Origin of the sequence: Pseudomonas putida (genome assembly GCF_009883635.2) — a bacterium.
Lineage (GTDB): Bacteria > Pseudomonadota > Gammaproteobacteria > Pseudomonadales > Pseudomonadaceae > Aquipseudomonas > Aquipseudomonas putida_W.
Map to the genome: position 1 here is coordinate 5,422,155 of NZ_CP026115.2, position 26,261 is coordinate 5,448,415.

A 26,261-nucleotide genomic window follows, 5' to 3' on the forward strand; every position below is an offset into this window, starting at 1 on the left:
CTGAGCACGGCGTCAGTCCGTTTCGTGCGCACATGGATGATGGGGTAGAAGGGCGCTTTCATTCCGTCCATGCTTCAAGCCTCCGTTGGCCAGTCGATGCCCAGTGCGCGCAGGGTGGCAGGCCAACCACACCGTCGGCGACCAGGCGATGGGTTTTTTCTTGTCCGACTGCCATGGTGTGTCCTCTGGAAGTGGTGTCGTTCAGTTGAGTGTCAAGGACGCGGGAGTCACACCTTCTCCATTCGGAACTTCAAGGGGGCAATGTTCAGCTTGAACGGGGTGAAATCGTTTGGTTGCATGCACCTGCGATCGACGGGCAGCGTTAGTTGCCTTCACCACCGTAGGTAGTCAGAAGTTTCAATAAGGGCTTTTTCGCACTTTTCAGGATGACAGTAGCCGGGGGGGAGCCAGTTGTCCAGTTTGAGTGGGGTGGCTGAAGCGGTCGCTTTCTTTATTTCGAAAGTGAATGATGGCTGACCTTTTTAATGCGCTGGCTGAGTGTTCCCTTGGTCAATAGGTGAATTGTATAAATGCTGTTCAGTACGCGAGGGTAAACGCATACGACCTGTACGCGCTGCAAAACTACACGCTCTGTCAGCGATGGACTATCGTGCAGTGAATGATTCCGTCCCGAGGGGCGCAAGCGTCTTGGTCTGTAGATACGGGTGCAGGAGGCTTTATGAAACGGGTGATGTTTGCGTCTTTATTGTTTTTCCTGCTGGTAGAGAAGGTACTCGCAGTGGGTTGCGGGGAGGCGCCGCCAGTTAGTAATACTGCGCTTCAAGCGTCACTGAAGGGAGAGGCTGAGGTTTTGTTCAAGCAAATAGGCTCCGCTTCACTCGATGGCGCGATTGAAAAGTCAAAGACCGAAATTTTTTCCAAATATCCGGATGCGGAAAAATCACGTACGAATGCATTTTATCAATGGCAGATCTGTGTATTGATCATGGACGACAAGACGATGTCTACGTCGGAAAAGATAAAAACTGTGAATGATGTATATGATCGAATCAACAAAATTGATCCCGTGCCTGACGCCTCCAAGGGCGTGGATCCGCAATCATCTTCGGGATCGACGAAAAGCCTGTCTGATATTCCGTATGGCACCAAGAGAAGCGATGTTGACCGCGATGGAAAGTGGGAGAGTGAAAAAGGGGTGCTGTATTTTTACAGCGTGCGAAATTTCCTGGGTTTCAAGTTCGATTCGTATACCAAATTCGTCGATGATGTCGCGGAATCTACATTCCTTACGTTGAAGAAGGAATTTTATACTTCATTCTGGGTAGGGCCTACTGGCGTTGCCGGTAAGAGAGTAGAAGAAGGTGATGATTCGACAGTCAAGGCGTACTGTTATGGTGAGCGCTACGAGCGCTTCATGAGTAATATTCTTGGCGCCCTGGGAGCTACGGTGGCGCCCGTAGAGCGCGATGAGGAAGACAGAAGCGGTGAGTTGACACCGGTCGCTGGCTGGTGCTCGTCATCTTCCTATGCCAACTGTACTAAAGTCTGGAAGAGTTCCTACCGCACTGAAAGGTTCAAAAATGGCGTCGAGTTCGTCAGGTTCAAAGCAGCATTGAGCCTGGTGCGCAAGCAGGGAGATTGGCACCAGCAGCAAGCTGAACTCGAAAGCAATGACTGTAATTGGTATGTGACCATCTCAACCAAGGAAAAATAATTTCACCGGGTCGTTCTGTGATTTTCGTACGGCTCACGAATTTAGATTCCTGGTTAGCAGCATCATGAACGGCACCTAATTCCCAGAGGGTTTGCCTTTAGCCCGTGCAACAAAGCCTGCGCGTGACTAGGGCAGGCGTTGCCCACGCCTGCCGGGTGCTGGTGCAGTTCAGGGTCTGAAACTCAACTTTCCTTGCCCAGCACGTAACGGTCGAACTGCTCGATGTACTCGTCGACGTTGTCTTCCAGCATCATCCGGTACTGTTCGCTGAAGTACTTCAGGATTTCCTCCCGCGCGGCGGCCATTTCGGCGCCGGACTTGAAGTTGCGGGCGCTGAGCCAGGCACTGAAGCGGCTGGCGGCGAAGGTCATTGAGGCGCTGACCTTGCCGATGTCGGCGAGGGAGTCGAGCTGCTGGTTGGCCAGGTCGATATGCGCATCGGCGCGGTCGTAGAATGCCTGGTCGGTGGCTTGGGTCATGGCGGGATACCTGTGTGGGCCTGTCGTGCGGGGCGCGCAGCATGCCACAGCGGGCACCTGCCGGCAGCAATTACCGGCAGCAGCTTATCGCGCCACGGAACGGCGCCGCTTGTTGCGGTACATGTCGTCATCGGCGCAGTTGAGCAGGATGTCGATGTCTGCGCCGTCGTCCGGGTAGCAGGCCACGCCGATGCTGCAGGACGGCGTGGGCAGCGCACGCTGCTCGCTGGCCAACGGCGTTGCCATGGCGGCGAGGATCTGGGCCATCTTTTCGGCTACCGCGCCCGCCGAGCTCAAGTCGCTCAGCAGCATGGTGAACTCGTCGCCGCCCATGCGCGCCACCGTGTCCTGAGGGCCGACACAGCCCTCCAGGCGCCGCGCGACGGCGCACAGCACCTGGTCACCGATGGCATGCCCGTGCACATCGTTGATGCCCTTGAAGTCATTGATGTCCAGGAACAGCAGCGCAAACGGGCGCGCGTGGCGCAGGGCGCTGGCCAACCGCTCGTTGAACAGCGAGCGGTTGCACAGCCGGGTCAGCGGGTCATGGTGGGCGAGAAAGCGCAACTGCTGCTCGGCCTGGGTAAGCGCCGTGATGTTGCGCGCCACGCCGATGCGCGCGCCCACCTCTTCGGACCAGAAGGCCGACCAGAGGATGTGCACCACGCCACCGTCCTTGCGCAGGTAGCGGTTGCGGAAGTCGCTGTGCGACTGGCCGTTCATCACTCGAATGATCGACGCCCGTGTGGCGTCCAGGTCTTCGGGGTGCATGTAGCGGGTGATCGGGGTGCCGATCAGCTCGTCGGCACGGTAACCGAGCAACGCCTCGCAGGCATTGCTGACGAACACGATGGTGTTGTCCCGGTCGACCACGAACACCGTGTCGAGCATCAGCTGGATCAGCTTCGGGTAAAGTGCTTGCAGGTCAACAGGCATAGGTGCGTCCGCTGCATCGGGCTCGGGCGTGGCCAGCATACACAGAGCAGGGTTGGTTCCACCAGCGGCCATTCAAACAGATATACTCCGCGGCCGTTTTGAGCATTCAGGAGTCGTTCATGCAGCAGGTTCTGCTCATCGTTGATGTCCAGTCCACCTTCAGCCCACCCGAATGGCTGGTGGACGGGATACGTCTGTTGTCAGCGAGCATTCCGTCGATCGCCTCGGTCGAACTGCACGATGAGCAGGTGACGCCGTTCCAGCGCCAGCTCGGCTGGCACCCGGCGGCCGAAGACGAGTGCCTGGTCGAGGTGGACCAGGTGTTCATCAAGCATGGCTATGGCCAGACCGCCGAGACCATTGCCCACATCCGGCAGCTCGGCGTTGAACGCGTGCTGGTGTGCGGCATGCAGACCGAAACCTGCGTGCTGGCGGCAGGCTTCGCGCTGTTCGATGCCGGGCTCTGCCCGACCCTGGTGACCGACCTGACCGTCGGCTCATCGCTGGACCGCTCAGGCAAGCTGGGTACCGACCTCTGGAAGCACCACTTTGGCAACGTGACCACTCGAGCCGAGGTGATGGCCGAGATCGCGCAGTCGGGCCGCTGAGAAAACCGCGAAAAGCCAGCGCGCATCGTTTAGCATGGGGACGCCGATGCACTTGGCCCCCTTTCTTTCGAAACGCGCTAGCCCCCATGACTGCCTTTTACCTCAAGTTTCTCATCACCCCCACACTCATGCTGGCCATCTCGCTGGCGGCCAAACGCTGGGGCACGCAAATCGGCGGGCTGCTCTCCGGCCTGCCGGTCACTTCAGCCCTGGTCGTGTTGTTCCTGAGCCTCGAACAGGGCCCTGGCTTTGCCTTGCAGGCCGTGCCGGGGGCCTTGGCCGGCCTGGCGGCAGTCCAGGCGACCTATCTGTTCTATTACCGGGTGACGCGACGGATCGGCGCATTCCCCGGCTGCATCGCCGCGCTGGCGGTTTACGCTGCCATGGCGGCCTTGATGAGCCACCTGGGTTGGGTGGCGTTGTCGGTGGTGGTGACCCTGGCGCTGCTCAGCCTGATCATCGTCGTCACCTCGCAACCGGCGCCCACCGGCACCACCAAGGTGGTGCAACTGCCACGCTGGGTGATCCCGATGCGCATGCTCACGGCCACCGCGCTGCTGGTGGCGATCACCGCCAGTGCCGAGTGGCTCGGGCCGGTGGCCAGCGGCCTGCTGGCGCCGATCCCGGTAATCGCCTGGCCGCTGGCGGTGTTCGCCCATGTCCAGGGCGGGCACCATGAGCTGGGGGCGATCGTGCGCGGCAACGCCATTGGTGGTGTGGGCGTGTTGGGTTTCTACCTGACGGTCAACAGCTTCATCGAGCAGTGGGGCACCGTGCCGTCCATTGCCGCCGCCGTGGTGCTGGCAGTGGTGGCGACCTTCGCCCTGGCCAAGCTGCTGGACCGCCGCCGGGCATGATCGTCGCGACACATGGCGCTTTCCGGCAGCGGCCGATCAATACATCTGGCGGTCATTTTGTAACTCCTTGATTCGGCGGGGCTGTTTGAAAGCAGATTTACTGATGTGCGAGGGCGAAGTGCCGGTCGGACGTGCATTCGCCGCAAAATAGCGCCATTGCTGGGCCGGCGCTCTTTCCCGGCGACGGGTACTATCGCGCTGTGTAGGAATGTGCGAAATCACCCGGCTTCTCTGTCCTACACACACGTTTTTCCCTCAACACACCGTTCATTGTCAGCTCCTCGATCATTGCCCTAGCCTCCGAGCGCTTCTCGCCCTCAAGGACAACGCAATGATCATGGACCTGGCAGAGCGCCTTTCGCCGCAGCATCGCCGACTGTTCAAGTTTCACCACCTGGCCGACCCCGACCAGCCGCTGCTGCTGGAAAGCTTCAGGGGCGCCGAGGCCCTGTCGCAGCCGTTCGCCTATGAGCTGCTGCTGATCTGCGACGCACCGCAAATGCCGCTCAAGTCGATGATCGGCCAGCAGGTCAGCCTCGAGATCGAACTGGCCGATGCCGCGCCGCGCTTCATCAACGGCTACCTCACGCGCTTTGCCAGCCAGGGCAGCGACGGCGCGTTGGACCGCTACGGCGCGACCCTGAGTCCTTGGCTGACGATGCTCAGGCACCGCACCGACACGCGCATATTCCAGAACTGCACCGTCATTGACGTACTTGCGGACGTCTTCGCCTTGTACCCGGCCTATGCCGACTACGCCTTGCGCCTGAGCCAGCCGCAGAAACGCCACACCTACCTCACCCAGTACCGCGAAAGCGACCTCAACTTCGTCCAGCGCCTGCTGGATGACGCCGGGCTGTTCTACTTTTTCGAACACAGCCGCGAAGGCCATACCCTGGTCATCTGCGACGACTCTACGATGCTCGACGCGCTTCCCGAGCAAGCGCAGATCCGCTTCCACAGCACCTCCGTCACCGAAACCGCCGACGCGATCACCCAGTGGTGCGGCCAGCGCCAGCTGCAGGCCGGGAGCATCGCCGCGCAAACCTTCGACTACCGCCAACCCCGCAACCGCCTGCCGGTGGCCCTGTGCAGCCTCAATGAGCAAGGCGACGTGCAGCGTTTTGAAAACCGGTAGCACCCTCATCAATTTGAACAAGAACTAGTCAGGGACAAGGAACAGTCTTATGCATCGTCCGAATATTTACGACCGTCTTTCACAGCGGCGTGAACAGCAAGAGCGACTTGAGCGTGAGCGGTTGGAACAGGAGGCGTTGAAAGCGATACCGCCTCCACGCTTCTTTACCAATGAACTGAGTTTTGTTCGGCCGGAAAGTTTGAAGGACAAGACATTTCAACTCTTGACCTTGACTGACATCGGGCCAAGCCCGTTCTCGCTGGTAATAGGCCGGTCGCAGGTCCCACCCGACGCAGATCTCGAAGCGCTTTCTCAGCAGGCATTGAAGGCGTTGGAAAAATCACTTTCCCATATTCACTGGGTCGAGCCGGTTTCACCGGTCGAGGTAGCAGGCCTGGAGGCTCGACGGGCTGAGCTGCGCTGGCGTCAACAAGGCCAGCCCGTGCACCAGATTCAAGTGATTTTCCTGCACCGGGACGAGCATGACCACCCGCTTCTGATACAGATCACCGCCACCAGCAACAACCCAAAAGGTATGACGGCCATTGAGCGCAGTGCCTTCGACGAGATGATCGGCAGCTTGGAGTTGCGTGGCGCCGCGGCTGAAAAGGCAGTCACCGCATGACCGGCGCGGCTGCGCGACAGGATGATCCGATCGAGCATTCCAGCGCATTGAGCGGCTTATTGGCCGGCCTTGCCTTGGGTGCCGGCGCAGTATTGATCGGGATTGCCGTGGTCGGCACCGGAGGGCTGGGTGGTCTGGCAGTTGGCGCCATGATCGGCGCGGGGGCGGCAGCCGGTGCGGGCTTTGGCCAGTTGCTGGGGAGCCTCTCCCATGCTCAACGCGAAACAGGCTGGATTACTTCGGGCTCTGACAACGTGCATATAAATGGCAGGCCCGCTGCCAGGGCGCATGTCGATCAGGCGCTGTGCACCGATCATCCCGGAGTAAGCAAAACCCTGGCCCAGGGCAGTCGGTCTGTTTACATCAACGGGCAACCCGCAGCGAGGGCTGGGGATCGCACGGTATGTGATGCAAGGATCAGCGCCGGGTCATCAAACGTTTTTATTGGTGGTGGCTCTGAAACTACCGATGAGATCGATCCGGAAGTGCCGGGCTGGCTTGAGGCCACGGTAATAGGGTTTGGACTTGCCAGTGCCGTGGCGTTGGTGGGGCCGGAAATGGCGCTGTGGGGGATGTTTGGGGGTGTAGTTGGCGGTGAGGCGGGATATCGGTTTGGTGGACGTCATTACGGCGAAGGGTCAGATCAACAGAAGCTAATGGCTTTTGGTAGTGCTGTCGTCGCGGGTGGAATGACTGCGAGGTACAGAATTCAACCAGTTGGTGGGCTTGGGTCGAACGGTGGAAATTTAAAGATCACCCAAAGAAGCTCAGCGGGCCTAAGCGCTTCAAGTGATGATTTTCAACCGCGAGCCACTTTTGGAAAAGCTAATTCTGATGATTACAGAACAACCTTTTTCAATGCATATCCTGAGCAGCGCGGAAAGGTAATTGTTCATCACGCAGTTGAGCAACAGATTCAAAATCGATATCCGGGACTCGTAAAAAATGAGGAGCTCCATTCGCTTGAAAACTTAAGGGGTATTCCCAAGGAGAAAAATTCAAGGCTACACCTGAGCGCAATTCGAAAGGAATGGAATAAGTTTTATATGGAATTCCCCAAGCCTACCAAGCATCAATTACTTGACAAGGCAACGGAGATAGATGGTATGTTTGGAGCTGAATTTACTCCACCAGTTAGATAAGGTTGACTCTATGCATTACTTTATTGGTCCAGAGGTCGCTGGAGGGCTTGGTGACGGAACCGTGATGGATACCTCTATGCACCCTCCAACTATTTCCTCTTTAGAATATGAATTTGACGACTGGCTTGGTGATCATCTGGTTGAATCTTTCCCTTGCTATATTGTTACCGAGGTGGCTGCATCTGCAATAAGAAAATCTGGCCTGTCAGGGTGCAGTTTCGGACCTGTTTTTATAAAAAAATCGGAAACATTTGAAGAGATCAATCCAGGCATGGCACTGCCAGACTTTGTCTGGTTGAAAGTAGATGGTGTAGCTGGTGTGTCTGACTTCGGGCTAAGCCAGGATAACCGTCTGGTTATTTCGGAAGACGCAATTAGGGTCTTTAAAAAGTTTGGATTGGAGAATGCGGATTTTCAGGAGTTTAACTAGCACCTGTAGTTTGCTGAGCATGATGTTGAGCCCCTGCATACAGGAAACTTTCTGGGGTCATTGAATGGTTTTAGCCCTATAGGGTGTACGACCCCAGCGACGGCTGGCCTGCCCACACGATCAACGATGACAACTTCAAGTCCCGGTACCTGCGGTGGAACGCCCATGCCCAGGTCGAGCACTTTCAGGACTGCTCCGGCAAGAGCACCTACTACCGCTACGATGATCGCCAGCACCTGATCGCGGTGAGCGATGCGCTGAACCAGACCACCGCGCTGGAGCGCAAGCCGGACGGCGAGGTGCTGCGCATCCGCCATCCGGACGGAAGTGCGGAAACCTTCACCTACAACGCCCTGGGCCAGGTGTTGACCCACACCGACGGCAAAGGCCAGACCACGCGTCTGCAACGCACCCCGCGCGGCCTGCCGAGCCGCCGACAGGACGCCAAGGGCGAGTGGATCCGCTATGAATACGACGAGGCCCTGCGCCTGACCGCACTGGTCAAAGAAAACAATGCGGCCTACCGCTTTGCCTATGACGCGTCGGACCGCCTGAGTGAAGAAATACGGGTGGACAACCTGACCCGGCGTTTCAGCTACGACGTCAGTGGCCGTCTGATTCGCCTGGACGAAATCGGCTACGGCGAAAACGGCGAGCATCCTGAGCGACATACGCTGTTCGAACGGGATGTCATTGGCCGGTTGCTGGCCAAGGTCAACCGCGATGCCCGGCAAGACTTCGCCTACGACGAGGCCGACCGGTTGCTGAGTATCCACAGGCAACCGAGTGATATCGGCAAGAAACTTGGGTGACCGAAGAAAAGCTGGCGTATGCCTACGACCTGCTGGGCCGGCTGACGCAAGAAATCACACCCGATGGCAGCCTGGGCTACGACTACGACCGGCTCAACAACTTGAGCACGCTGACCATGCCGGATGGCCACCTGCACCAGTTGAACCTGGATGGGCAGGTGATCAGCGACATGGAGCGCGACGACCTGCACCGCGAGGTCTACCGCACCCAGGGCAAGCTCACCAGCTGCTTTGGCTACGACGCCATGGGGCGCAAGGCTTGGCAGTTTGCCTCGACCTTGCCAGCCGACAAGCTGTCGCAGGTGCACAACGTCGGTATCAATTCCTCGTTGCTGGTGGAGCATGCCTATAACCCGACTCACCGCCGATACCACTACGACCCGGCCGGCGAGTTGGTGCGCACGCTCGACAAGCTGCGCGGTGAGACCCGGTATGAATACGAAGCCAATGGCCAGTTGCGCGGACGCGATACCGGCTCACTGATCAGCAGTGAAGAATTTCGCTACGACGCAGCAGCCAACCGCCTGGACTTCAATGCTCGGCAGTTTGCCCAGGTCAACGACAACCGGATCAAGCGGTGGCGGGATCAGGAATACAGGTATGACCCCTGGGGCAATTTGATCGAGAAGCGCACGGGGTACGACAAGCTGCAGAGTTTCAGTTACGACTGCGAAAATCGACTTGTCCATGCCGAGAAGTTGCGCGAGGGCACGCTGGAGAGTTGGGGTAAGTACCGCTATGACAGCCTCGGGCGGCGGGTGGCCAAGCAGACGGAGGTCAACGGTAAAACTCAGCAGAAACACTTCCTCTGGCAAGGTTTGAGGATGCTGCGCGAGGAGACGCCGGAGCAGAGCATCTTGTACCTGTATGAGCCGGGTAGCTACGCGCCGCTGGCGCGGGTCGATCAGGTGGAAGGCGACGATCAGAAGCTCTACTACTTCCATACGGACCAGATTGGTACACCGTTGGAGCTGACGGACAGCGACGGCACGATTGTTTGGCAAGCGACGTATCGTTCATGGGGGGCGATTGAGCATCTGGCAGTCGATCAGGTCCAGCAGAATCTACGGTTCCAAGGCCAGTATCTCGATGACGAAACGGGGCTGCACTACAATACGTTCCGTTTCTACGATCCCGAGGTCGCACGCTTTACCACTCAAGATCCTATTGGGCTACTGGGTGGATTCAATCTTTACAAGTATGCTCCTAATTCTACGGGGTGGCTTGATCCTTTAGGATGGTGTGTCACCACACATGTTACCAAAGGGATGGCAGGCCAACCCTTGAAGGCGACCGCTACGATCACGAGGGGCGATCTGAGGTCAGGTACGGCAACCAATCAATCTTCGAGAGCATGGGCTCGGTTGATGGGAAATCCAGACGATGACGCTGGACACATTATTGGTAAAATTTTAGGCGGTTCAGGAGCTAAAAATGGTGTCTTCCCTCAGCTGAAAGGGATAAATCGTGGGCAATTCAGAGTATTCGAATCTCAAGTTGCAAATGTGGTTCAGAAAAAGGGGGGTGTCGATGTTGAGCTTAATTTCATATACGGTAGCGGCGGCACGCGCCCCACATCTATAACTTATGACGTCTATCATCAAGGCGTAAAAATTCTTGAGGGTATTTTTGGGAATTAATATGTCTATTCAAAATGTGCCGGAGAGTCTCATTGCTTTCATGGGGGAGATGAAGGTGTGGGAGGTCGATTTTTTTGCCAAGCGCAAACTAACCCTTGGCGAGGGGGTTGATAAAGTTGGTTTGAAAGAGGAATATGCGCATGAATTAGAGCGCATTCTAAATAAGTACGCCATGAAGGACAAGTTTAACTATGGACGCCTTATAGATTTGGGGTGCACAAAGCCTGCAACCTATGATCCCGATTCTGACAGATTTGAGATTCTGGAGAGCGATGAAAAAAACTTGACTGTGCGCGTGCAGCAAGTCAACGGGGCTGAAACTATTTCTCGGATTTATATGGCTCAAAAAGAAGGTGAGTGGAAAATAAAGAAGAGAGAGGTTTTGAATTTTGATGAAAAATGGCGTCGCGCTCCTTTGTGAGCTAACTGACTCACACCGACGGCAGAGACCAGGCACCTGCAATGCACGTTACGCAGCTTGCCGAGCCGCGTAACGTGCGTTGCCAAGGGCAAGTGGATCCGCTACGAATACGACCGGCTCAGCAACCTGACCACGCTGACCCTGCCGGATGGCCGCAAGGTCAACCACCTGTGCTACGGCAGCGGCCACCTGCACCAGTTGAACCTGGATGGGCAGGTGATCAGCGACATGGAGCGCGATGACCTGCACCGCGAGGTCTACCGCCCCCAGGGCAAGCTCACCAGTTGCTTTGGCTATGACGCCATGGGGCGCAAGGCCTGGCAGTTTGCCTCGACCTTGCCAGCCGATCAGTTTTCACAGGTGCACAACAATGGCATCAATACCTCGCTGCTGGTGGAACACGCCTACAACCCGATTCACCGCCGTTATCAGTACGACCCTTCGTGGCTGTATCTCACTGTATCATTGCGCCTGCCACAACACTCACATACAAAACCTTCGCCCTCCTGATACGCCCGGGATACATCCCTGGGGCCAAATGGGCCAGCCCGAACGAACAAGCCCCACGGCCTGCGTTCCCTGGCTCTTTCGCCCTTGAGGCATGACCGTACGACTATCAGGAGAAACACCATGTCCCGTATCCAGTTCCCCAACAAGACTCGTCTCGGCCTGCTGAGCATCGCCCTGGTAGGCGGTATCAACCTGGCTTCCTCGGCGTTTGCCGTCGAAGCGTTGCCACAAGGCTACCAACTGGCCGCCGCAGAAAAGGCCGGCGAGGGCAAGTGTGGCGAAGGCAAGTGCGGTGCCAGCGGCGCCAAGGCCAAGGCCACCCAGGCCGAGGGCAAGTGCGGCGAGGGCAAGTGTGGCGCCAGCGGTGCCAAGGGCAAGGTCACCCAGGCCGAAGGCAAATGCGGTGAAGGCAAGTGTGGTGACGCCTCGTTCGCCCGCACCGACGCCGACCATGACGGCCGCGTTTCCCGTGCCGAGCTGTTGGCAGTCGCCCCGAAGGCCGGTGCCGAGTTCGATGCGATCGACGCCAACCACGACGGTTACCTTTCCGAGGCCGAGGTATACCAGTTCCGCAAGCACCAGTTCGACGCCAATGGCAATCCATTCCCGACCGACCTGTACAGCAAACTGAGCCAGGCAAAGAACTGACCCTCGGCGGCATCCTCCCCAGGCCGTGGGCCGGGGAGGGCGCTGCACCACAAGGAACATGCCGATGAACACTTCTTCTACCCTGCAGGGCGCGGGCCTGGGGTTGCGCCGTGGGCTGCTGCCCGAACTGCTGGCCATGGACGCCGGCGCCGTGGACTTTCTCGAATGCGCCCCGGACAACTGGATCGGCGTTGGCGGTGCCTTCGGCGAAGGCCTGGCGCAACTGGCCGAGCGCTACCCGCTGGCCTGCCACGGCCTGTCATTGTCGCTGGGCGGCCCGGCTCCGTTGGACCATGGCTTTCTGCGCCAGATCCGCGCCTTTCTCGACCGTCATCAGGTACCGCTGTTCAGCGAGCACCTGAGCTACTGTGCCGATGACGGCCATCTGTACGACCTCATTCCGATGCCGTTCACCGATGAAGCCGTGCGCCATACTGCGGCGCGTATTGCTGAGGTCCAGGATGCCCTCGGCCGGCGCATTGCCGTGGAGAACATCTCCTACTACGCCGCGCCGTATCAGGCGATGAGCGAGATCGAGTTTCTCAAGGCGGTGTTGAGTGAAGCCGATTGCGACCTGCTGCTGGACATCAACAACATCGTGGTCAATGCCTGCAACCATCGCTACGACGCTGCCGGGTTTCTCGCCCAGGTGCCGGCCGAGCGGGTGGTCTGCCTGCATGTGGCCGGGCACTACGATGAAGCGCCGGACTTGAAGATCGATACCCATGGCGCCAGCGTCAGGCCTGATGTCTGGGGCCTGCTGGCCAGTGCCTACCATTACCTGGGGCCGGTGCCGACCCTGCTCGAGCGCGACTTCAACCTGCCACCACTGGCCGAACTGCTGGCCGAGGTGGACCATATTCGCAGCCTGCAACCCGTGGCGCAGGCCCTGGCGGTGCGCCATGGCTGACTCGCTGCGCGATCAGCAACTGCGCATGGCCGGGCATATCCGCGACCCGCAGGCCAATCCGCCGCCGCCCGGTATCGAAGCGCGGCGTCTGGCGGTGTATCGGCAACTGTTCTTCGGCAACCTGCAATCATTGCTGGCCGGCAGCTTCCCAGTGCTGCATGCCAGCCTCGCCACCGAACACTGGCAGGGGTTGTGTGAAGACTTCTATGCCCACCATCGCTGCCACACGCCGCTGTTCACCGAAGTGGGCGGCGAGTGGGTCGAGTACCTGCAAGGGCGCACCGACCAACCCGAGTGGGTCGCCGAACTGGCCCATTACGAGTGGATCGAAACGGCCTTGCTGCTGAGCGATGTCGCCGAACCTGAGCATGACCCTGAGGGTGATCTGCTCGAAGGCGTGCCTGTGCTGTCCAGCCTCGCCATGCCGCTGGCCTATGCCTGGCCGGTCAGCCACATTGGGCCGGAGCATCTACCGGTTGAGGCGCCAGACGTACCGACGCTGCTGCTGGCGCACCGAGGCGCGGGCCACAAGGTGAGCTTCTCGCGCCTGGCACCGCTGGCCCATGCACTGTTGGAGTCGTTGCAAGGCCAGCCATTGAGCGGGCGTGAACACCTGGCGGCGCTGGCCGCGGCGGCCGGCGTCGAACCCGCCGCCATCGAGGCCCCGGGCCTTGCGCTGCTGCTCAGCCTCAAGGCCCGGGGCGTGGTGCTCGGCACGCGCTGCGACTAGGCCGGCGCCAGCCCAGGCGGAAGCAGGACTGGGCGCCCATGGCGGTGCAGGCATGTAGCTCATGTGCAATCGGTCATGAGCGGCTTACTGGTACTTGATCACGATCGCCTTGAGCTTGCGCCCTTCGACCTTGTGGATATCGCGATCCCACAGCGGCCCTTCGACATAGGCGGCCACCGGTTGAATGTGGTCATACACCACCACGGCAGCATCGCCGCCAATGGACGCCGCTTCCTCGCGCAGCTTCTGTTCCACTTCGGTGATTTCAGGTGGCGGCTCGACGCTGGCGTCGATCAGCACTTCACCGAGGCGTACATGACGGCGGATCGGTTCGCGGCGCAGTACCTCGACATTGGCGGCATTGCTTGGGGCAAAGTGCGGCGCGCCGACGTATTCGCTGGTATGGGCGTTGATCGAGCTGCAGCCGGCCAGTGCCAGCAGCGCTGCACCGGCCAGGCCGTGGAGGAGTGGGGAGAACCTGAAAAACGTTGTTTTCATGCCTGCAGTCCCTTCGCTGTCGAGCCAGTGGCTGGCTGCTGTGAACATAGTCGAAGGAACTGCAGGGCACAAATGGCCGCCAGGGCTTAGCGGCGATAGTAGCGGTGGTCGCGATCATAACGGTGGTCGCGATCGTAGTGGTGGGCGCGCTCGTTGCGGCGCTCCCATTCGTGGCGGCGTTCGGCTTCACGGCGTGCCTGTTCCCGGCGCCATTGCGCGCGACGCCATTCTTCGCGGCGGCGGTCTTCGCTGTGGTAGTGCCAGCGGCCGTCGCGCCAGTAGCGGTCGTCATGGGCGAGCAGCGGCCCTTGCTGGCCATCGGCGATGCTGGCCAGGTCTGGCCAGGGGCTTTGGGCTGGCTTGACTGGCGTGTGGAGGGCTGTGTCAGTGGCCTGGACCGGGTTCGGAGTGTGCATTTGCATCGCCGACGCCGAGCCTGCGGCCGCGAAAGCGAACAGGCTGGCGAACAGGAGCTTCGAAAAGTGGAGTTTCATGATTACAGGCAATCCCCTGGTTATCATTGAACATACGGATGCGTTGCCTCTCGAAGCTGCGCATCCGCTCGCGTGAGCCTGCTCAGATAGACCAGTAATCGCGCAAAAGTTCAGCCTCCTCAGTGCTTTACTGCCTTCAGGGCTATTTGTAGGTGACCGGGCTGGGCGACAGCAAGCCAGTGAGGAAGCTGATCACCGTCATGAGTACGGTGAGGATCGTGTCGGATTTCGTCACTGGGGTCTCAATGGTGCTTTCGCTGACACCACTCCCCAGTATCCAGACGGTATACAGCATGACCAGCGTGAAAGAACCGACAATGACGATCCAGATTCGATTGGTGGTGGCATCGTTCGGACGTGCCAGGTGTGGTAGTTGTTGTACGGTTTCTTCCTTGAGTGCGGTGAGCGCGCTATGCGGATCTTCCTGAATCCTCTGCAGGACTTCAGGGTCTGACAGCGCATTCTTTACCAACAGCTCGGCAGAGCGGATTTGATTGTCCATCATGTGTTTTCCTTTGCAGACCGATTATCGCATGTCATAGCCAAGTGCCCGGTAGATGGCCGACCTGAACACGGCAGTCATGGCGTTGAGAATGGCCTCTGCAAGTTGCAGTGTGACAATGGCAATGGAGCGAAGGCGCAGGCGTGCCACTATCTTCTGGTCATCGAGGAATAGTCCGATATCGTTTTCACTCAATGCGCCGTCTTGTTGCTGTTGATGAAGGATCATCATATCCCTGGCCATGCTGCGACCAAGGCTTTCCACTTCGGCCCGAATGACTGGCCAATCCGAGTGAATGATGGTTTTTGCGGCGTTGATCGCCTCAAGCAGGACCGCGTCGAGGTCCACGCCATTGATGATGGTGCTCATGGGTTTATCCTCGAAGACGGTGTGTTGGCTGCCGCGGCCTGAATGGCCAGTATGCTGTCGAAGAGTGTGTTCTTGCGATTCTGCCAAATGGCTTTGTTCAAGACCTGATAGCTGGCTTGCTGGTGTTCGTGCTGCCACCTGCTGACCAGACATTTGAGATCTACATAGTTGCGCGTGGTCAGGTCGGCGTCGGGAAAGTCGCGCTGCAGCACATCGCATTGGTTGCCGAGCTGTTCTTCCAGCGACTGCTCGACGCGGGCGTGCAGCTGCTTGCCGGGCTCACTGAGCGCTCCTGCGTTGGTCAGCGCCCGCAGTATGAGGGTGTTGCTTTCGACCAGAAGCTCGTCGTACTCAGCCTGGAATCGGCTGAAATGCCCAGGATGCTGGCGTGCATCTTTTGCCCTCAAGGTTGAAAGTTGTTGTTTGCTGACAGGGCTTGCACGCTCCCCCTTGAGCAGTAGCGTTGCTGCGTTTTTGTAGAAGTCCTCAGTATTTTTATAAAGTTCGGCATCGTAGGGTTGAGCCAATGTCACCGTACAACCTGATAGAACGGCGGTACTGAGTAACGCGGAGGCGATCAGTCTTTTCTTTTTCATATTCACCCAGCGGCTTGAATAGCGGTGACTGTTCATGCGCATCGTTGAGGCGCGTCGTTGCAGTCGAGGCTGGGAAATATATGAAAATAGATATTTCGCTGAACAGGTTTAAATGGTTACAGAAAGTTTGAGGCGCGCAGGGTTGTACGGCTTTTCTGAAAAGTACAGGAATGCATGGAAAGTATTGAGTTGCGATGCGGAAAGTTGTTGTGTTGAAGTTGAATATTCAGCTTGACGTCAATGTGAAGGATGCAGTTTCAACAAGGTACTTGCGCGTCAAGGTGGAAACGTCAACGGTCCATGGCCACACCAGTGGCGCCATCAGGCGCCATCTGAATCAGCCGGATCGCTGAGCCATACCAACGGTCGGGCCGGGTCGTCGCTGCCCATGTGGGCGAAGGTTTGCGATTCGAGCATGGCCTTGAGCTGCCCGCCGAGGGCCAGCAGCCGCTCGGCGAAGCGCGGGCCGATGCTGCCATTGTCCTCCAGCGACAGGCCGCTCTGGCTGTGCTGGATCGCCAGGTGGTAGTGGCTGGCGTCATCGCCACTGGCAGCGAGGATCACCGTGTAGCGTGGGCCCAGCATGGCGCTAAGGCGCCGTTGCACCAGGTCGAGCAGCGAAGCGGGGCTGTCTTCGTGCAATGCCGAGGCCAGGGCGGTGGGGGCGAAGGGTGGCATGGGGGTACCTGCAAGGCATGTTCATATGTCTCTCAGCTTAGGCAAGGTGACTGTCAACTTGGGTTAAGCGAGGGTAAAAAGCGGTAATTTGTGCGCGCTCAGTCAGAAGGTCTGCCCCAGGGAGAACTGGAAGATCTGCGTCTCGGCGTTGTCCGGCTTTTTCAGCGGTGCCGCCAGGCTGAAACTCAGCGGCCCCATCGGGCTGTACCAGGTCACGCCCACACCCAGCGACACGGCCAGCTGGTTCAGGTCGACGTTGCCGCAACCCTGGGTGGTGGACAGGTAGCAGGTGTCGGCGTAGACGTTGCCGGCGTCGACGAACACCGAGCTGCGCAGCTGGCTCTGATTCTTGATGAACGGCATCGGGAAGATGTACTCGGCGCCGCCGGTGACCAGGATATTGCCGCCGAGCACGTCGGTGTCGCGGTCGGAGTAATAGGCCTGGCCAGCGCTTGAATAGGTGCCGGTGGCTGGGGTGCTGCGCGGGCCGAGGGTGCCGTCCTTGAAACCGCGTACCGAACCCTGGCCGCCAGCGGTGTAGCTTTCGTAGAAGGGCAGGCCGTCGGTGGAACCGTAGCCGTTGCCGTAGCCGAGGGTGGTGTGCAGGCGCAGGGTGGTGTCCTTGCTCACGGGCAGGAAGGTCTGGCCGTTGTAGTCGAGCTTGTAGAACGACAGGTCGCTGCCCGGCGTGGTGGCCATCAGGGTCAGGGCCTGAGAGTGACCGCGAGTGGCCAGCACCCCCTTGTTCAGGGTCGATTCGGACCAGCCGATCGAGGCCTTGAGGTTGTTGAAGCTCTTGCCTTCGCGCTGGATGAAATCGTAGATCTCGTCGGCGCTGTAGGTGCCCGGATTGATGTCGTCGTGCTGCAGGGTCAGGCCGTAGGTCAGGCGTGAGGTTTCGTTGATCGGGTAACCGAAGTTGACGCCCGCGCCGTAGCTGTTGATGGCGTAGTAGGACACGCCGTCATCGTAGTAGTCGCTGTAGTCGGTGCTGCTGTAGAACAGGTTGTAACCCAGGCTTACGCCGTCCTCGGTGAAGTAGGGGTTGACGAAGCCGAAGTTGTATTTGGTCTGGTACTCCGAACGGGTAAGGCCGATGGACACCTTGTTGCCGGTACCGAGGAAGTTGTTCTGGCTGATCGAACCACCGAGGATCAGGCCCGCGCTCTGGGCGAAACCGACGCTGGCGGTGATCGAACCGGAGGCTTGCTCTTCGACACTGTAGTTGACGTCTACCTGGTCGTCGGTGCCTGGCACCGCTGGGGTCTCGACGTTGACTTCCTTGAAGAAGCCCAGGCGCTCGAGGCGGGTCTTGGACTGGTCGATCAGGTAGGTCGAAGCCCAGCCACCTTCCATCTGGCGCATTTCGCGGCGCAGCACTTCGTCTTCAGTCTTGGTGTTGCCGCGGTAGTTGATGCGGTTGACGTAGGCACGCTTGCCCGGGTCGACCACGAACATGATGTCGACGGTGTGGTCCTGGTCGTTCGGCTGCGGTACGCCGTTGACGTTGGCGAAGGTATAACCTTCGTTGCCCAGGCGACGAGTGATCAGCTCGGAGGTGGTGGTCATCACCTTGCGCGAGAACACCTGGCCCGGCTGCACCAGCAGCAGCGACTTGACCTGGTCTTCCGGCACCTTCAGGTCGCCCGACAGCTTCACGTCGCGAACGGTGTACTTCTCGCCTTCGTTGACGTTGACGGTGATGTAGACGTGCTTCTTGTCCGGGGTGATCGACACCTGGGTGGAAGCGATGTCCATGTTGATGTAGCCGCGGTCCAGGTAGTAGGAACGCAGGCGCTCCAGGTCACCGGAGAGCTTTTCACGGGCGTACTTGTCGTCGTTCTTGAAGAACGACAGCCAGTTGGTGGTCTTCAGCTCGAACAACTGCTGCAGTTCTTCATCGCTGAACACGGTGTTGCCAACGATGTTGATGTGCTGGATGGCGGCGACCGTGCCTTCGTTGATCTTGATCTTCAGGGCCACACGGTTGCGCGGTTGCGGCACCACTTCGGCATCGACCTCGGCCGAGTAGCGGCCCTGGGCCACGTACTGGCGCTGCAGCTCGTTGCGCACGCCTTCGAGGGTGGCACGCTGGAAGATCTCGCCTTCGGCCAGGCCCGACTGCTTCAGGCCCTTCATCAGGTCTTCGGTGCTGATCGCCTTGTTGCCTTCGATCTCGATGCTCGACACCGACGGGCGCTCGACCACGTTGATGATCAGGACATTGCCATCACGGTTCAGCTGGATGTCCTGGAAGAAGCCGGTCTTGAACAGCGAACGGGTGGAATCCACCAGGCGACGGTCGTCAGCCTGGTCGCCGACGTTGAGCGGCAAGGCGCCGAACACGCTGCCAGCGGACACCCGCTGCAGGCCATTGACGCGGATGTCGGCGATCCTGAACGACGCGGCCTGGGCCATGGAGGCATTGAGCAGCAGGATGGAGAGCAACAGTCGCGGGTAATTCATCGAGGGTTCCAGGCGGGCGTAGAAGAGCAGCACGGGGCTGCCGGGAAGCGGGCGATGAGCATACGGGCGGGCTGTGTTCGGCGCGGTTAACCGAGGGTAAAGATGTGTAAAGTTCGCCCACGGTCCGCCAAGACGGGGCGATCATGGCACTTTTGCAGAACCTGGCACTTTACCCATCATGATCCCCGTACTGCTGGTCGACGATGACCGCGAACTGACCGAAATGCTCGCCCTGTACCTGGCCCGCGAGGGCTTCCAGGCCACTGCCGTGGCCACCGGCGAGGAGGGCGAGACCCGCGCCTTGAGCGGGCTTTACCGACTGGTGGTGCTGGACGTGATGCTGCCGGGCATCTCGGGCATCGAAGTGCTGCGGCGCATTCGTGCCCGCAGCCAGGTGCCGGTGCTGCTGCTGACCGCACGGGGTGACAACATCGACCGCATCGCCGGCCTGGAACTGGGGGCCGACGACTATGTGCCCAAACCCAGCTCACCGGGTGAGCTGGTGGCACGCCTGCGGGCGATCCTGCGCCGGGTGCATCCGCAGATGCTGGCCGAAAGCCAGGGTGCCGAGTCCATCGGCCGTGGCGCCCTGACCCTGTGGCCCGGTCGGCGCAAGGCGCAGTGGGGGCCGATTCCACTGGACCTGACCGGTACCGAGTTCAGCCTGCTCGAGGCCCTGGTCCGCCAGGCCGGCCAGCTGGTGAGCAAGCAGGACCTGTCGCTGAACGCCCTGGGCCGGCCACTGACCCGCTACGACCGGCGCATCGACGTGCACATCAGCAGCATCCGCCAGAAGCTCGGCCCACGCGACGATGGCAGCAGCTGGATCCAGAGCGTGCGAGGCATGGGCTACATGCTGATCGTCGAATGATGCGCCGGCGCCTGTTCTGGAAGCTGTTCCTGGCTTTCTGGCTGGCCAACAGCCTGACCTTCCTGGTCGGTGCCGGGACCTTCATGCTTGATGACCTGCGCGGTGACACCCCTGGGCTGCGCTCGATGCTGGCCACCGAACTGAACCTGTTGCACCGCTATGGCGAACAGGCCGGCCGCCAGTACCTGCAGGTGTCGCCGCAGCCGCCGGAGGTGCAGGTGGGCCTGTATGACGGCACTGGCCACCTGCTGGCCGGCCGCGCCGTGGCCGAGCCGCGTTTTGAGCGGGCACTGCTCGACGAGGGTGGCCAGGCCCTGGTGTTGCGCGCTTCGGTGGCCACCCGCCTGGACGAAGCACCGCGGCCGCGGGGCATGGGCCCGTTACTGACCGGGACACTGATGAGTGCGGTGTTCGCGTTGCTCTGCAGCCTCTACCTGACCCGGCCGCTGACTTGGCTGCGCGAGGCCATGGGCCAGGTTGCCCAGGGCCGCTTCGACGTGCGCGTGCGCCCGCGCCTGGGGCGGCGGCGCGACGAAATCGTCGAGCTGGCCGAAGACTGCGACCGCATGGCCGGGCAGCTCAAGGCGCTGGTAGAAGCACAGCAGCAGCTGCTGCACGACATCTCCCACGAACTGCGCTCGCCGCTGACCCGGCTGCATGTCGCCATCGGGCTGCTGCGCCAGCAGCCCGAGCGCGAGGAAATGCTTGGGCGCATCGAACGCGAATCGCGGCGCATGGATGACCTGATCGAGCAACTGCTGACCCTGGCGCGGGTGCAGTCGCAGCAAGGCCAAAGCGAGCAGGGCGAACTGGATGCCGTCGAGGTGCTGGCGCAAATCGTCGAGGACGCCCGTTTCGAGGCGGGCATGAAGCAGGCGCAGGTCAGTTTGCAGGGCGCTGGTACTTTCGTCACCCGCGGCCATGAGGAGCTGCTGTACCGCGCCTTCGAGAACGTGGTCCGCAACGCCGTGCGCTATACCGCGCCAGGTAGCGAAGTGCGCGTCGAGGCGAGGCTGGTGGGCGGCGGGGAACAGTTGCAGGTGCACATCGTCGATCAGGGCCCCGGGGTAGAGCCGGCGCGCCTGCAGAGCATCTTCGAGCCGTTCGACCGGGGTGGGCACAGCGGCGCCGATGGCTTCGGCCTGGGCCTGGCCATTGCCCGCCGCGCCATCGGGTTGCACCAGGGCAGTATCAGCGCGAAGGCTGGCGGGGCGGGTGGCTTGAGCGTGGACATTCTGTTGCCGCGCTTGGGGTGAGGGTGGGGGCAGAGGTGCCTGCCTTGAATTGTTAGTGAAGGCATAGATCGAGCGCCGCCCGCGCGGCGCTCGATCTCATAGGCGCTGAAGCTGCCGCGGCGAACAACTTCCAGTCCTCAATCACTTCAACCTAGGGGGCAGCGTGAACCCGTCAATCCCCCGGCCGAGCCCAAGCGCCTGGCCATGCAGCACCCGCATCAGGTGCAGCGCCGACTGCGACGGCGGCTCGAAGCGCGAGTAGACGAAGCTGATGTCGAAATGGATCTCGTCGTCCAGAGGGACCACCTGCAGGCCGCTGTCCTGCGCGACGAACTCGTCGATCACACTGATGCCCATGCCCTGTTTGACCAGTGCCACGGCTTCGTTGGCATTGGTGAACGACAGCAGGGAGTCAAGCTTCAGGCCACGCCGCTCGATGTGGCCGGCCAACAGCTGGCCGAACGGCATGTCCGGGCGGAACAGCAACAGCGCATGGCCTTGCAGTTGTTTCAGTGTCAATGACGGGGCTTGCGCCAGGGCATGCCCGGCCGGCATCACCACCACCATGCGCCCGCGCATGAAGGCCTGGGAGTGCAGGTGGTCGTGGATCACCGGCAACGCGGCGATCGACAGGTCGACAGTCTTCGACAGGATCTGGTTGGGCATGGCGTGCATCAGCGAGGTTTGCCACTCGATCTGCAGTGACGGGGCTTCGCGCTTGAGTTGGGCCAGCGCGGCGGGGATGACCACGGTTGATAGCGAGGCACTGCAGGAAATGCGCAGTGTTCGGTGGCTGCCGGCGGCCAGGGAATGGGCGCACGCGTTCACCTGCAAGGCTGCCTGGTACACCCGCTCGACCTCGCGATACAGCACCTGCGCCTCGGCCGTGGGCACCAGGCGGTTGTTGATGCGCTCGAACAACCGGTAGGTCAGGCGCCCCTCGATATAGCCGATCAGCTTGCTCACAGCCGGCTGGGACACGTAGAGCATTTTCGCTGCTGCGCTGATCGAGCCGGTCAGCATCACCGCGCGGAACACTTCCATGTGCCGCAGCTTGAACACCATTGTCGTGCCGTCCGGGCTTTCCTCAGCGGGGGTCATGCATATTACCTCTGGTTATGGTCTTCGCCATCTGTGTATGAGCGCTCTGCAACTGCCCGCAGTATCGTGAACCCAGGCAAATCGCCCTGGCGGCGAACAATAACAAGATCTGCAGGCAAGCGCAGTGGCGCTTGGAGGAACCGCGCTTGAACATCTACGACGAACCCAAGATCGACTGCCATAACCATTTGTTTGACCCCGCACATTTCGCTTACCACCCCAATGCCCCTTACGCGCCTTCCGGCCAGGAGGTCGCCACCCTGGCCCAGTTCAACCAGGTGATGGACGCCTATGGCGTGCGCCATGCCTTGCTGGTGCAACCGAACAGTGGCTACCACACCGACAATGGCCTGCTGCTTCACGCACTGGCGGCTGGCCACGGGCGCTTCAAGGGGATTGCAGTGGTCGAGCGGCAGATCAGCCTGGACGCCCTGGCGGCGTTGCACGAGCAGGGCGTGGTCGGTGTCGCCTTCAACCCGGCGCTGTACGGCGTGGCAAGCATGCGTGATGCCGAGCCGCTGTTCGGCAAGCTGGCCGAACTGGGCATGTTCGCCCAGGTGCAGGTCTGCGAAGACCAGCTGCTGCACCTGCAATGGCTGGTCGAGGGGACCTCGGCGCGCCTGCTGATCGACCATTGCGGCCGCCCGGATGCTGCCGCCGGCGTGCGCCAGGCCGGCTTCCAGGCCCTGCTGCGGCTGGCCAGCAGCGGGCGGGCCAGCGTGAAGCTGTCAGGCATGCAGAAGTTCGCCAATGCCGATGGCCTGTATGAACAAAGCCACGCCTACGTGCGGGTGCTGCTCGAAGCGTTCGGCCCGGATGCCTGCGTGTGGGGCTCGGACTGGCCGTTCATCCGCCAGCAGGCGCGGGTCGACTACGGCCCGCTGCTGAAACTGGCCGAACGCCTGATGCCGGACGCCCGCCTGCGCCGCAAGGTCATGTGGGACACACCGCGGTGCCTGTTCGGTTTTGCCTGATTCCCCGCACTTGCCAATCCAATAACAAGAGAGCAACCGCCATGAGCACTGAGCAGCCAATCGGCGTCGGGGTATTCGACACCCCGGCGCGCGCGCAACAACGCACCCGCACCCGGTTCATGATTCTTGCGCTGATTTCCGGTGGCACCATGATCAACTACCTGGACCGCAGCGTGATGGGCATCGCCGCGCCGAGCATCAGCGCCGACCTGGGCCTGAACGCGGCGATGATGGGGGTGATCTTCTCGGCATTTTCCTGGACCTACGCCGCAGCGCAGATCCCCGGCGGTATTCTCATCGACCGCCTCGGCACCAAATTCACCTACTGGCTGGCGTTGACCCTGTGGTCGCTGTTCACCGGCCTGCAGGGCCTGGCCCAGGGCTTTCTGTCGCTGCTGGGCATGCGCTTTCTGGTCGGCGTGACCGAGGCGCCGTGCTTCCCCACCAACAGTCGCGTGGTGGCGACCTGGTTCCCGCAGCGCGAGCGGGCCCGGGCAACCGGCATCTACACCTTTGCCGAATACACCGGGCTTGCGTTCCTGACGCCGTTGCTGTTCTGGGTGCTGCATGCCTATGGTTGGCGCTTCCTGCTGATGGCAGTGGGGCTGCTGGGCATCCTCTATGGCCTGGTGTGGTGGCGCAAATACCATGAGCCACACCAGTCGACGTCGGCTAACCAGGCAGAGCTCGATTACATCGCCGCCGGCGGCGGGGTGGTCGATGGCGGGCAGAAGGCCACGCAGTTCCACTGGTCACAGATCCCGGCACTGCTCAAGCACCGCAACATGCTCGGCATCTGCCTGGGGCAGTTTGCCTGCAACTCTACCAACGTGTTCTTCCTGACCTGGTTCCCCACTTACCTGGTCACCGAGCGGCACATGCCCTGGCTCAAGGTGGGTTGGGTGGCGGTGCTGCCGTTCATTGCCGCGTCGCTGGGTACGCTGGTTGGCGGCTGGATTTCCGATGCACTGCTGCGCCGGGGCCATTCGCTGAACCTGGCGCGCAAGCTGCCGGTGATCGCCGGGTTGCTGACCGCGTCGATCATCGTGCTGGCCAACTATGTCGAGTCGGACGCGCTGGTGATCAGCATTCTCTGCGTCGCGTACTTCGCCCAAGGCATGTCGGCCCTGGCCTGGATGATCGTGTCCGACATTGCGCCGAAAGGGCTGCTGGGCCTGAGCGGCGGCTTGTTCAACCTGTTCGCCAACGCCGCCGGCATCGTCACCCCGCTGACCATCGGCCTGATTGTCACTGCCACGGGTTCGTTCGTCTGGGCGCTGGCCTTCGTCTCGACGATCACCGCGCTGGGTGCGCTGTGCTACCTGTTCATGGTGCGCGACCTGCGTCGCCTGCCGGATATCCCTTCTGTTGAAAATGGAGCAAGACAATGAGCCAACCCCTGCACGGGCAAACTGCAATCGTCACCGGCGGCATGCGCGGCATCGGCCTGGCCATCGCTCAGCGCCTGCACCGGGCCGGCGCCCAGGTGGTGATCTGGGACCTCGCGGTCGATGGCTGGAACACGGCTGAAAACGGTTTCCAGCCGGTGCTGCGCCAGGCGGTGGATGTGTCCTCGCTGGCGTCGGTGGAGGCGGCGTTCGGCGAAGCCCTGGCCCTGGTTGGCCAGGTCGAGATTCTGGTCAACAACGCCGGCATCAATGGCCCGGTGGTCGCCTCGTGGGAATACCCGCCGGAAGCCTGGGACAAGGTCATCGCCATCGACCTCAACGGTGTCTTCTATTGCTGCCGCACCGCCATCCCACACATGCGTGAGCGCGGTTACGGGCGCATCGTCAACGTCGCCTCGATGGCCGGCAAGGACGGCGTGCAGTACATCTCGGCGTACTCCGCGGCCAAGGCCGGTGTCATCGCCTTCACCAAGGCAGCAGCCAAGGAACTGGCCCAGGACGGCGTGCTGCTCAACTGCATCGCCCCGGCCATGGTCGAGACCCCGCTGATGGCGGAAATGACCCCGGAACACATCGCCGCCAGCAAGGCCAAGATCCCCATGGGGCGGTTCCTCAAGGTGGAAGAGATTGCCAACATGGTGAGCTGGATCGCCGGGCCGGAATGCAGCTTCACCACCGGGTTCGTGTTCGACCTCAGCGGCGGGAGGGCGACCTATTGAGGCCGCTGGGGGTTGCCCACTTGACGGCGCTGGACCTGGCGCCGGTGGGGTTGGTGCGTAAGGCGGCGCAGGCCGGGTTCAGTACCGTGGGGCTGCGGCTGCATCCGGTAATGCCGGGCGCGTTGGCCTACCCGCAACCGGTCGGCAGCCCCTCTGCCCGCGAACTGCAGCGGGTGCTGGCGGGTGAGGGCGTGCGGGTGAGCGATATCGAGTTCGTGTCGCTCACTGCGCAACTGCAGGTCGCCGAATGCGAGCCCTTGCTGGCTGCGGGCGCTGAGCTGGGGGCCGTCAGCCTCACCGTCTCGGGTGATGACGACGACCCGGTGCGGCTCACCCACACCTTTGCGGCGCTTTGTGAGTTGGCCAGTGGCTACGGCCTGCGCGTGGACCTCGAGTTCATGCGCTGGCGGGCGGTGGCGAACGTGCAGCAAGCGGTGGCCGTTGTGGCCGGGGCCGGGCAAGGGAATGCCGGGGTGCTGGTGGATGCGCTGCACCTGTATCGCTCGGGTGGGGATGAGCAAGCGCTTGCTCAGGTTGACCCGCGTTACCTGCGGGCTATGCAGTTGTGCGATGCGCCGCTGCAGGCGCCGGTAGAGACGTTGATCATTCAGGAGGCACGGGAAGGGCGGTTGTTGCCGGGGGACGGGCAATTGCCGTTGGCGGCGCTGATTAACGCTCTGCCAGCTGATGTGCAAGTCAGCGTGGAGACACCTTCGGCACTGTTTGCGCCTGAAATGCGCTTGAAAACCGCCTATGAAACAACCCGCACCTGGCTAAGCCGAGTGTGA

General features: G+C 60.8%; 26 protein-coding genes and 3 pseudogenes. 19 read left to right on the forward strand and 10 right to left on the reverse strand.

Annotation, left to right across the window (positions count from 1 at the left end; translation table 11 throughout):
* Window positions 1-679: 679 nt before the first annotated feature.
* A complete protein-coding gene (locus tag C2H86_RS24645; protein ID WP_159410272.1) occupies window positions 680-1,675 on the forward strand; it encodes a hypothetical protein in 996 nt (331 codons plus the stop codon).
* Window positions 1,676-1,857: 182 nt separating this feature from the next.
* On the opposite strand, the gene C2H86_RS24650 is transcribed toward C2H86_RS24645, so the two are convergent.
* Together C2H86_RS24650 and C2H86_RS24655 are read right to left on the reverse strand one after the other, a co-directional pair.
* Window positions 1,858-2,154 (reverse strand): DUF3144 domain-containing protein, encoded by a 297-nt coding sequence (locus C2H86_RS24650; RefSeq protein ID WP_159410273.1) that lies wholly within the window; start codon window positions 2,152-2,154, stop codon window positions 1,858-1,860.
* Between the two features lie 84 nt (window positions 2,155-2,238).
* Window positions 2,239-3,090 (reverse strand): GGDEF domain-containing protein, encoded by an 852-nt coding sequence (locus tag C2H86_RS24655; RefSeq protein ID WP_159410274.1) that lies wholly within the window; start codon window positions 3,088-3,090, stop codon window positions 2,239-2,241.
* A 119-nt stretch (window positions 3,091-3,209) separates the two neighbouring features.
* Between C2H86_RS24655 and C2H86_RS24660 the strand changes: the two genes are divergently transcribed.
* From C2H86_RS24660 to C2H86_RS24720, 12 genes and pseudogenes are all read left to right on the forward strand, one after another.
* Window positions 3,210-3,698, forward strand: a complete 489-nt coding sequence (locus C2H86_RS24660) for an isochorismatase family protein (RefSeq protein ID WP_159410275.1) — start codon at window positions 3,210-3,212, stop codon at window positions 3,696-3,698.
* Window positions 3,699-3,784: 86 nt separating this feature from the next.
* Window positions 3,785-4,555: a hypothetical protein gene (locus C2H86_RS24665; protein WP_159410276.1), complete on the forward strand. Its 771-nt coding sequence runs from the start codon at window positions 3,785-3,787 to the stop codon at window positions 4,553-4,555.
* Window positions 4,556-4,886: 331 nt separating this feature from the next.
* Window positions 4,887-5,684 (forward strand): annotated as a pseudogene (locus C2H86_RS24670) (type VI secretion system Vgr family protein); the annotation flags it as partial.
* A gap of 58 nt (window positions 5,685-5,742) precedes the next feature.
* Entirely contained in the window at window positions 5,743-6,318 is a 576-nt protein-coding gene (locus C2H86_RS24675) for a DcrB-related protein (protein ID WP_159410277.1), read from the forward strand.
* Window positions 6,315-7,460 carry a PAAR domain-containing protein gene (locus tag C2H86_RS24680; protein WP_205524567.1) on the forward strand — a complete coding sequence of 382 codons (1,146 nt, stop codon included), beginning with the start codon at window positions 6,315-6,317 and terminating at the stop codon, window positions 7,458-7,460. Before C2H86_RS24675 ends, C2H86_RS24680 begins: the two co-directional genes overlap by 4 nt.
* 10 nt (window positions 7,461-7,470) lie before the next feature.
* Window positions 7,471-7,890, forward strand: a complete 420-nt coding sequence (locus tag C2H86_RS24685) for a hypothetical protein (RefSeq protein WP_159410278.1) — start codon at window positions 7,471-7,473, stop codon at window positions 7,888-7,890.
* Between the two features lie 401 nt (window positions 7,891-8,291).
* Window positions 8,292-10,342, forward strand: a pseudogene (locus tag C2H86_RS24695) (RHS repeat-associated core domain-containing protein).
* Between the two features lies 1 nt (window position 10,343).
* Complete coding sequence (locus C2H86_RS24700; RefSeq protein WP_159410281.1) at window positions 10,344-10,763, forward strand: NTF2 fold immunity protein; 420 nt, start codon at window positions 10,344-10,346, stop codon at window positions 10,761-10,763.
* A gap of 102 nt (window positions 10,764-10,865) precedes the next feature.
* Window positions 10,866-11,207, forward strand: a pseudogene (locus C2H86_RS24705) (HNH/ENDO VII family nuclease); the annotation flags it as partial.
* A gap of 186 nt (window positions 11,208-11,393) precedes the next feature.
* Window positions 11,394-11,921, forward strand: a complete 528-nt coding sequence (locus C2H86_RS24710) for an HvfA family oxazolone/thioamide-modified RiPP metallophore (protein WP_159410282.1) — start codon at window positions 11,394-11,396, stop codon at window positions 11,919-11,921.
* Between the two features lie 64 nt (window positions 11,922-11,985).
* Window positions 11,986-12,831, forward strand: a complete 846-nt coding sequence (locus C2H86_RS24715) for an HvfB family MNIO-type RiPP peptide maturase (RefSeq protein ID WP_159410283.1) — start codon at window positions 11,986-11,988, stop codon at window positions 12,829-12,831.
* On the forward strand, window positions 12,824-13,561 hold the full coding sequence (locus C2H86_RS24720; RefSeq protein WP_159410284.1) for an HvfC family RiPP maturation protein: 738 nt from the start codon (window positions 12,824-12,826) through the stop codon (window positions 13,559-13,561). Before C2H86_RS24715 ends, C2H86_RS24720 begins: the two co-directional genes overlap by 8 nt.
* Before the next feature lie 84 nt (window positions 13,562-13,645).
* Here C2H86_RS24720 and C2H86_RS24725 read toward each other — a convergent pair whose 3' ends face one another.
* From C2H86_RS24725 to bamA, 7 genes are all read right to left on the reverse strand, one after another.
* Window positions 13,646-14,059 (reverse strand): hypothetical protein, encoded by a 414-nt coding sequence (locus C2H86_RS24725; protein ID WP_159410285.1) that lies wholly within the window; start codon window positions 14,057-14,059, stop codon window positions 13,646-13,648.
* Window positions 14,060-14,145: 86 nt separating this feature from the next.
* A complete protein-coding gene (locus C2H86_RS24730) occupies window positions 14,146-14,553 on the reverse strand; it encodes a hypothetical protein (RefSeq protein WP_159410286.1) in 408 nt (135 codons plus the stop codon).
* A 142-nt stretch (window positions 14,554-14,695) separates the two neighbouring features.
* A complete protein-coding gene (locus tag C2H86_RS24735) occupies window positions 14,696-15,058 on the reverse strand; it encodes a hypothetical protein (protein ID WP_159410287.1) in 363 nt (120 codons plus the stop codon).
* Window positions 15,059-15,079: 21 nt separating this feature from the next.
* Window positions 15,080-15,424, reverse strand: a complete 345-nt coding sequence (locus C2H86_RS24740; RefSeq protein WP_159410288.1) for a hypothetical protein — start codon at window positions 15,422-15,424, stop codon at window positions 15,080-15,082.
* A complete protein-coding gene (locus C2H86_RS24745; protein ID WP_159410289.1) occupies window positions 15,421-16,056 on the reverse strand; it encodes a hypothetical protein in 636 nt (211 codons plus the stop codon). The genes C2H86_RS24740 and C2H86_RS24745 overlap by 4 nt, the downstream gene beginning before the upstream one ends.
* Before the next feature lie 285 nt (window positions 16,057-16,341).
* Window positions 16,342-16,698, reverse strand: coding sequence for a hypothetical protein (locus tag C2H86_RS24750; protein ID WP_159410290.1), 357 nt, complete (start codon window positions 16,696-16,698; stop codon window positions 16,342-16,344).
* Window positions 16,699-16,800: 102 nt separating this feature from the next.
* Complete coding sequence (bamA, locus tag C2H86_RS24755; protein ID WP_159410291.1) at window positions 16,801-19,164, reverse strand: outer membrane protein assembly factor BamA; 2,364 nt, start codon at window positions 19,162-19,164, stop codon at window positions 16,801-16,803.
* A gap of 178 nt (window positions 19,165-19,342) precedes the next feature.
* Between bamA and C2H86_RS24760 the strand changes: the two genes are divergently transcribed.
* Both C2H86_RS24760 and C2H86_RS24765 read left to right on the forward strand, forming a co-directional pair.
* Window positions 19,343-20,035: a response regulator transcription factor gene (locus tag C2H86_RS24760; RefSeq protein ID WP_159410292.1), complete on the forward strand. Its 693-nt coding sequence runs from the start codon at window positions 19,343-19,345 to the stop codon at window positions 20,033-20,035.
* Entirely contained in the window at window positions 20,032-21,291 is a 1,260-nt protein-coding gene (locus C2H86_RS24765) for a HAMP domain-containing sensor histidine kinase (RefSeq protein ID WP_159410293.1), read from the forward strand. Before C2H86_RS24760 ends, C2H86_RS24765 begins: the two co-directional genes overlap by 4 nt.
* 120 nt (window positions 21,292-21,411) lie before the next feature.
* Here the strand turns inward: C2H86_RS24765 and C2H86_RS24770 are convergent, their stop codons facing one another.
* The gene (locus C2H86_RS24770; protein ID WP_159410294.1) at window positions 21,412-22,371 is read right to left on the reverse strand and encodes a LysR family transcriptional regulator; all 960 of its coding nucleotides are present in this window, start codon (window positions 22,369-22,371) and stop codon (window positions 21,412-21,414) included.
* 146 nt (window positions 22,372-22,517) lie between these two features.
* Between C2H86_RS24770 and C2H86_RS24775 the strand changes: the two genes are divergently transcribed.
* Genes C2H86_RS24775 through C2H86_RS24790 form a run of 4 tightly spaced genes read left to right on the forward strand, consistent with a single transcriptional unit; the run spans window position 22,518 to window position 26,261 of the window.
* Window positions 22,518-23,345, forward strand: coding sequence for an amidohydrolase family protein (locus C2H86_RS24775; RefSeq protein ID WP_159410295.1), 828 nt, complete (start codon window positions 22,518-22,520; stop codon window positions 23,343-23,345).
* Window positions 23,346-23,386: 41 nt separating this feature from the next.
* A complete protein-coding gene (locus C2H86_RS24780; RefSeq protein WP_159410296.1) occupies window positions 23,387-24,736 on the forward strand; it encodes an MFS transporter in 1,350 nt (449 codons plus the stop codon).
* The gene (locus C2H86_RS24785) at window positions 24,733-25,473 is read left to right on the forward strand and encodes an SDR family NAD(P)-dependent oxidoreductase (RefSeq protein WP_159410297.1); all 741 of its coding nucleotides are present in this window, start codon (window positions 24,733-24,735) and stop codon (window positions 25,471-25,473) included. Before C2H86_RS24780 ends, C2H86_RS24785 begins: the two co-directional genes overlap by 4 nt.
* On the forward strand, window positions 25,470-26,261 hold the full coding sequence (locus C2H86_RS24790) for a sugar phosphate isomerase/epimerase family protein (protein WP_159410298.1): 792 nt from the start codon (window positions 25,470-25,472) through the stop codon (window positions 26,259-26,261). Before C2H86_RS24785 ends, C2H86_RS24790 begins: the two co-directional genes overlap by 4 nt.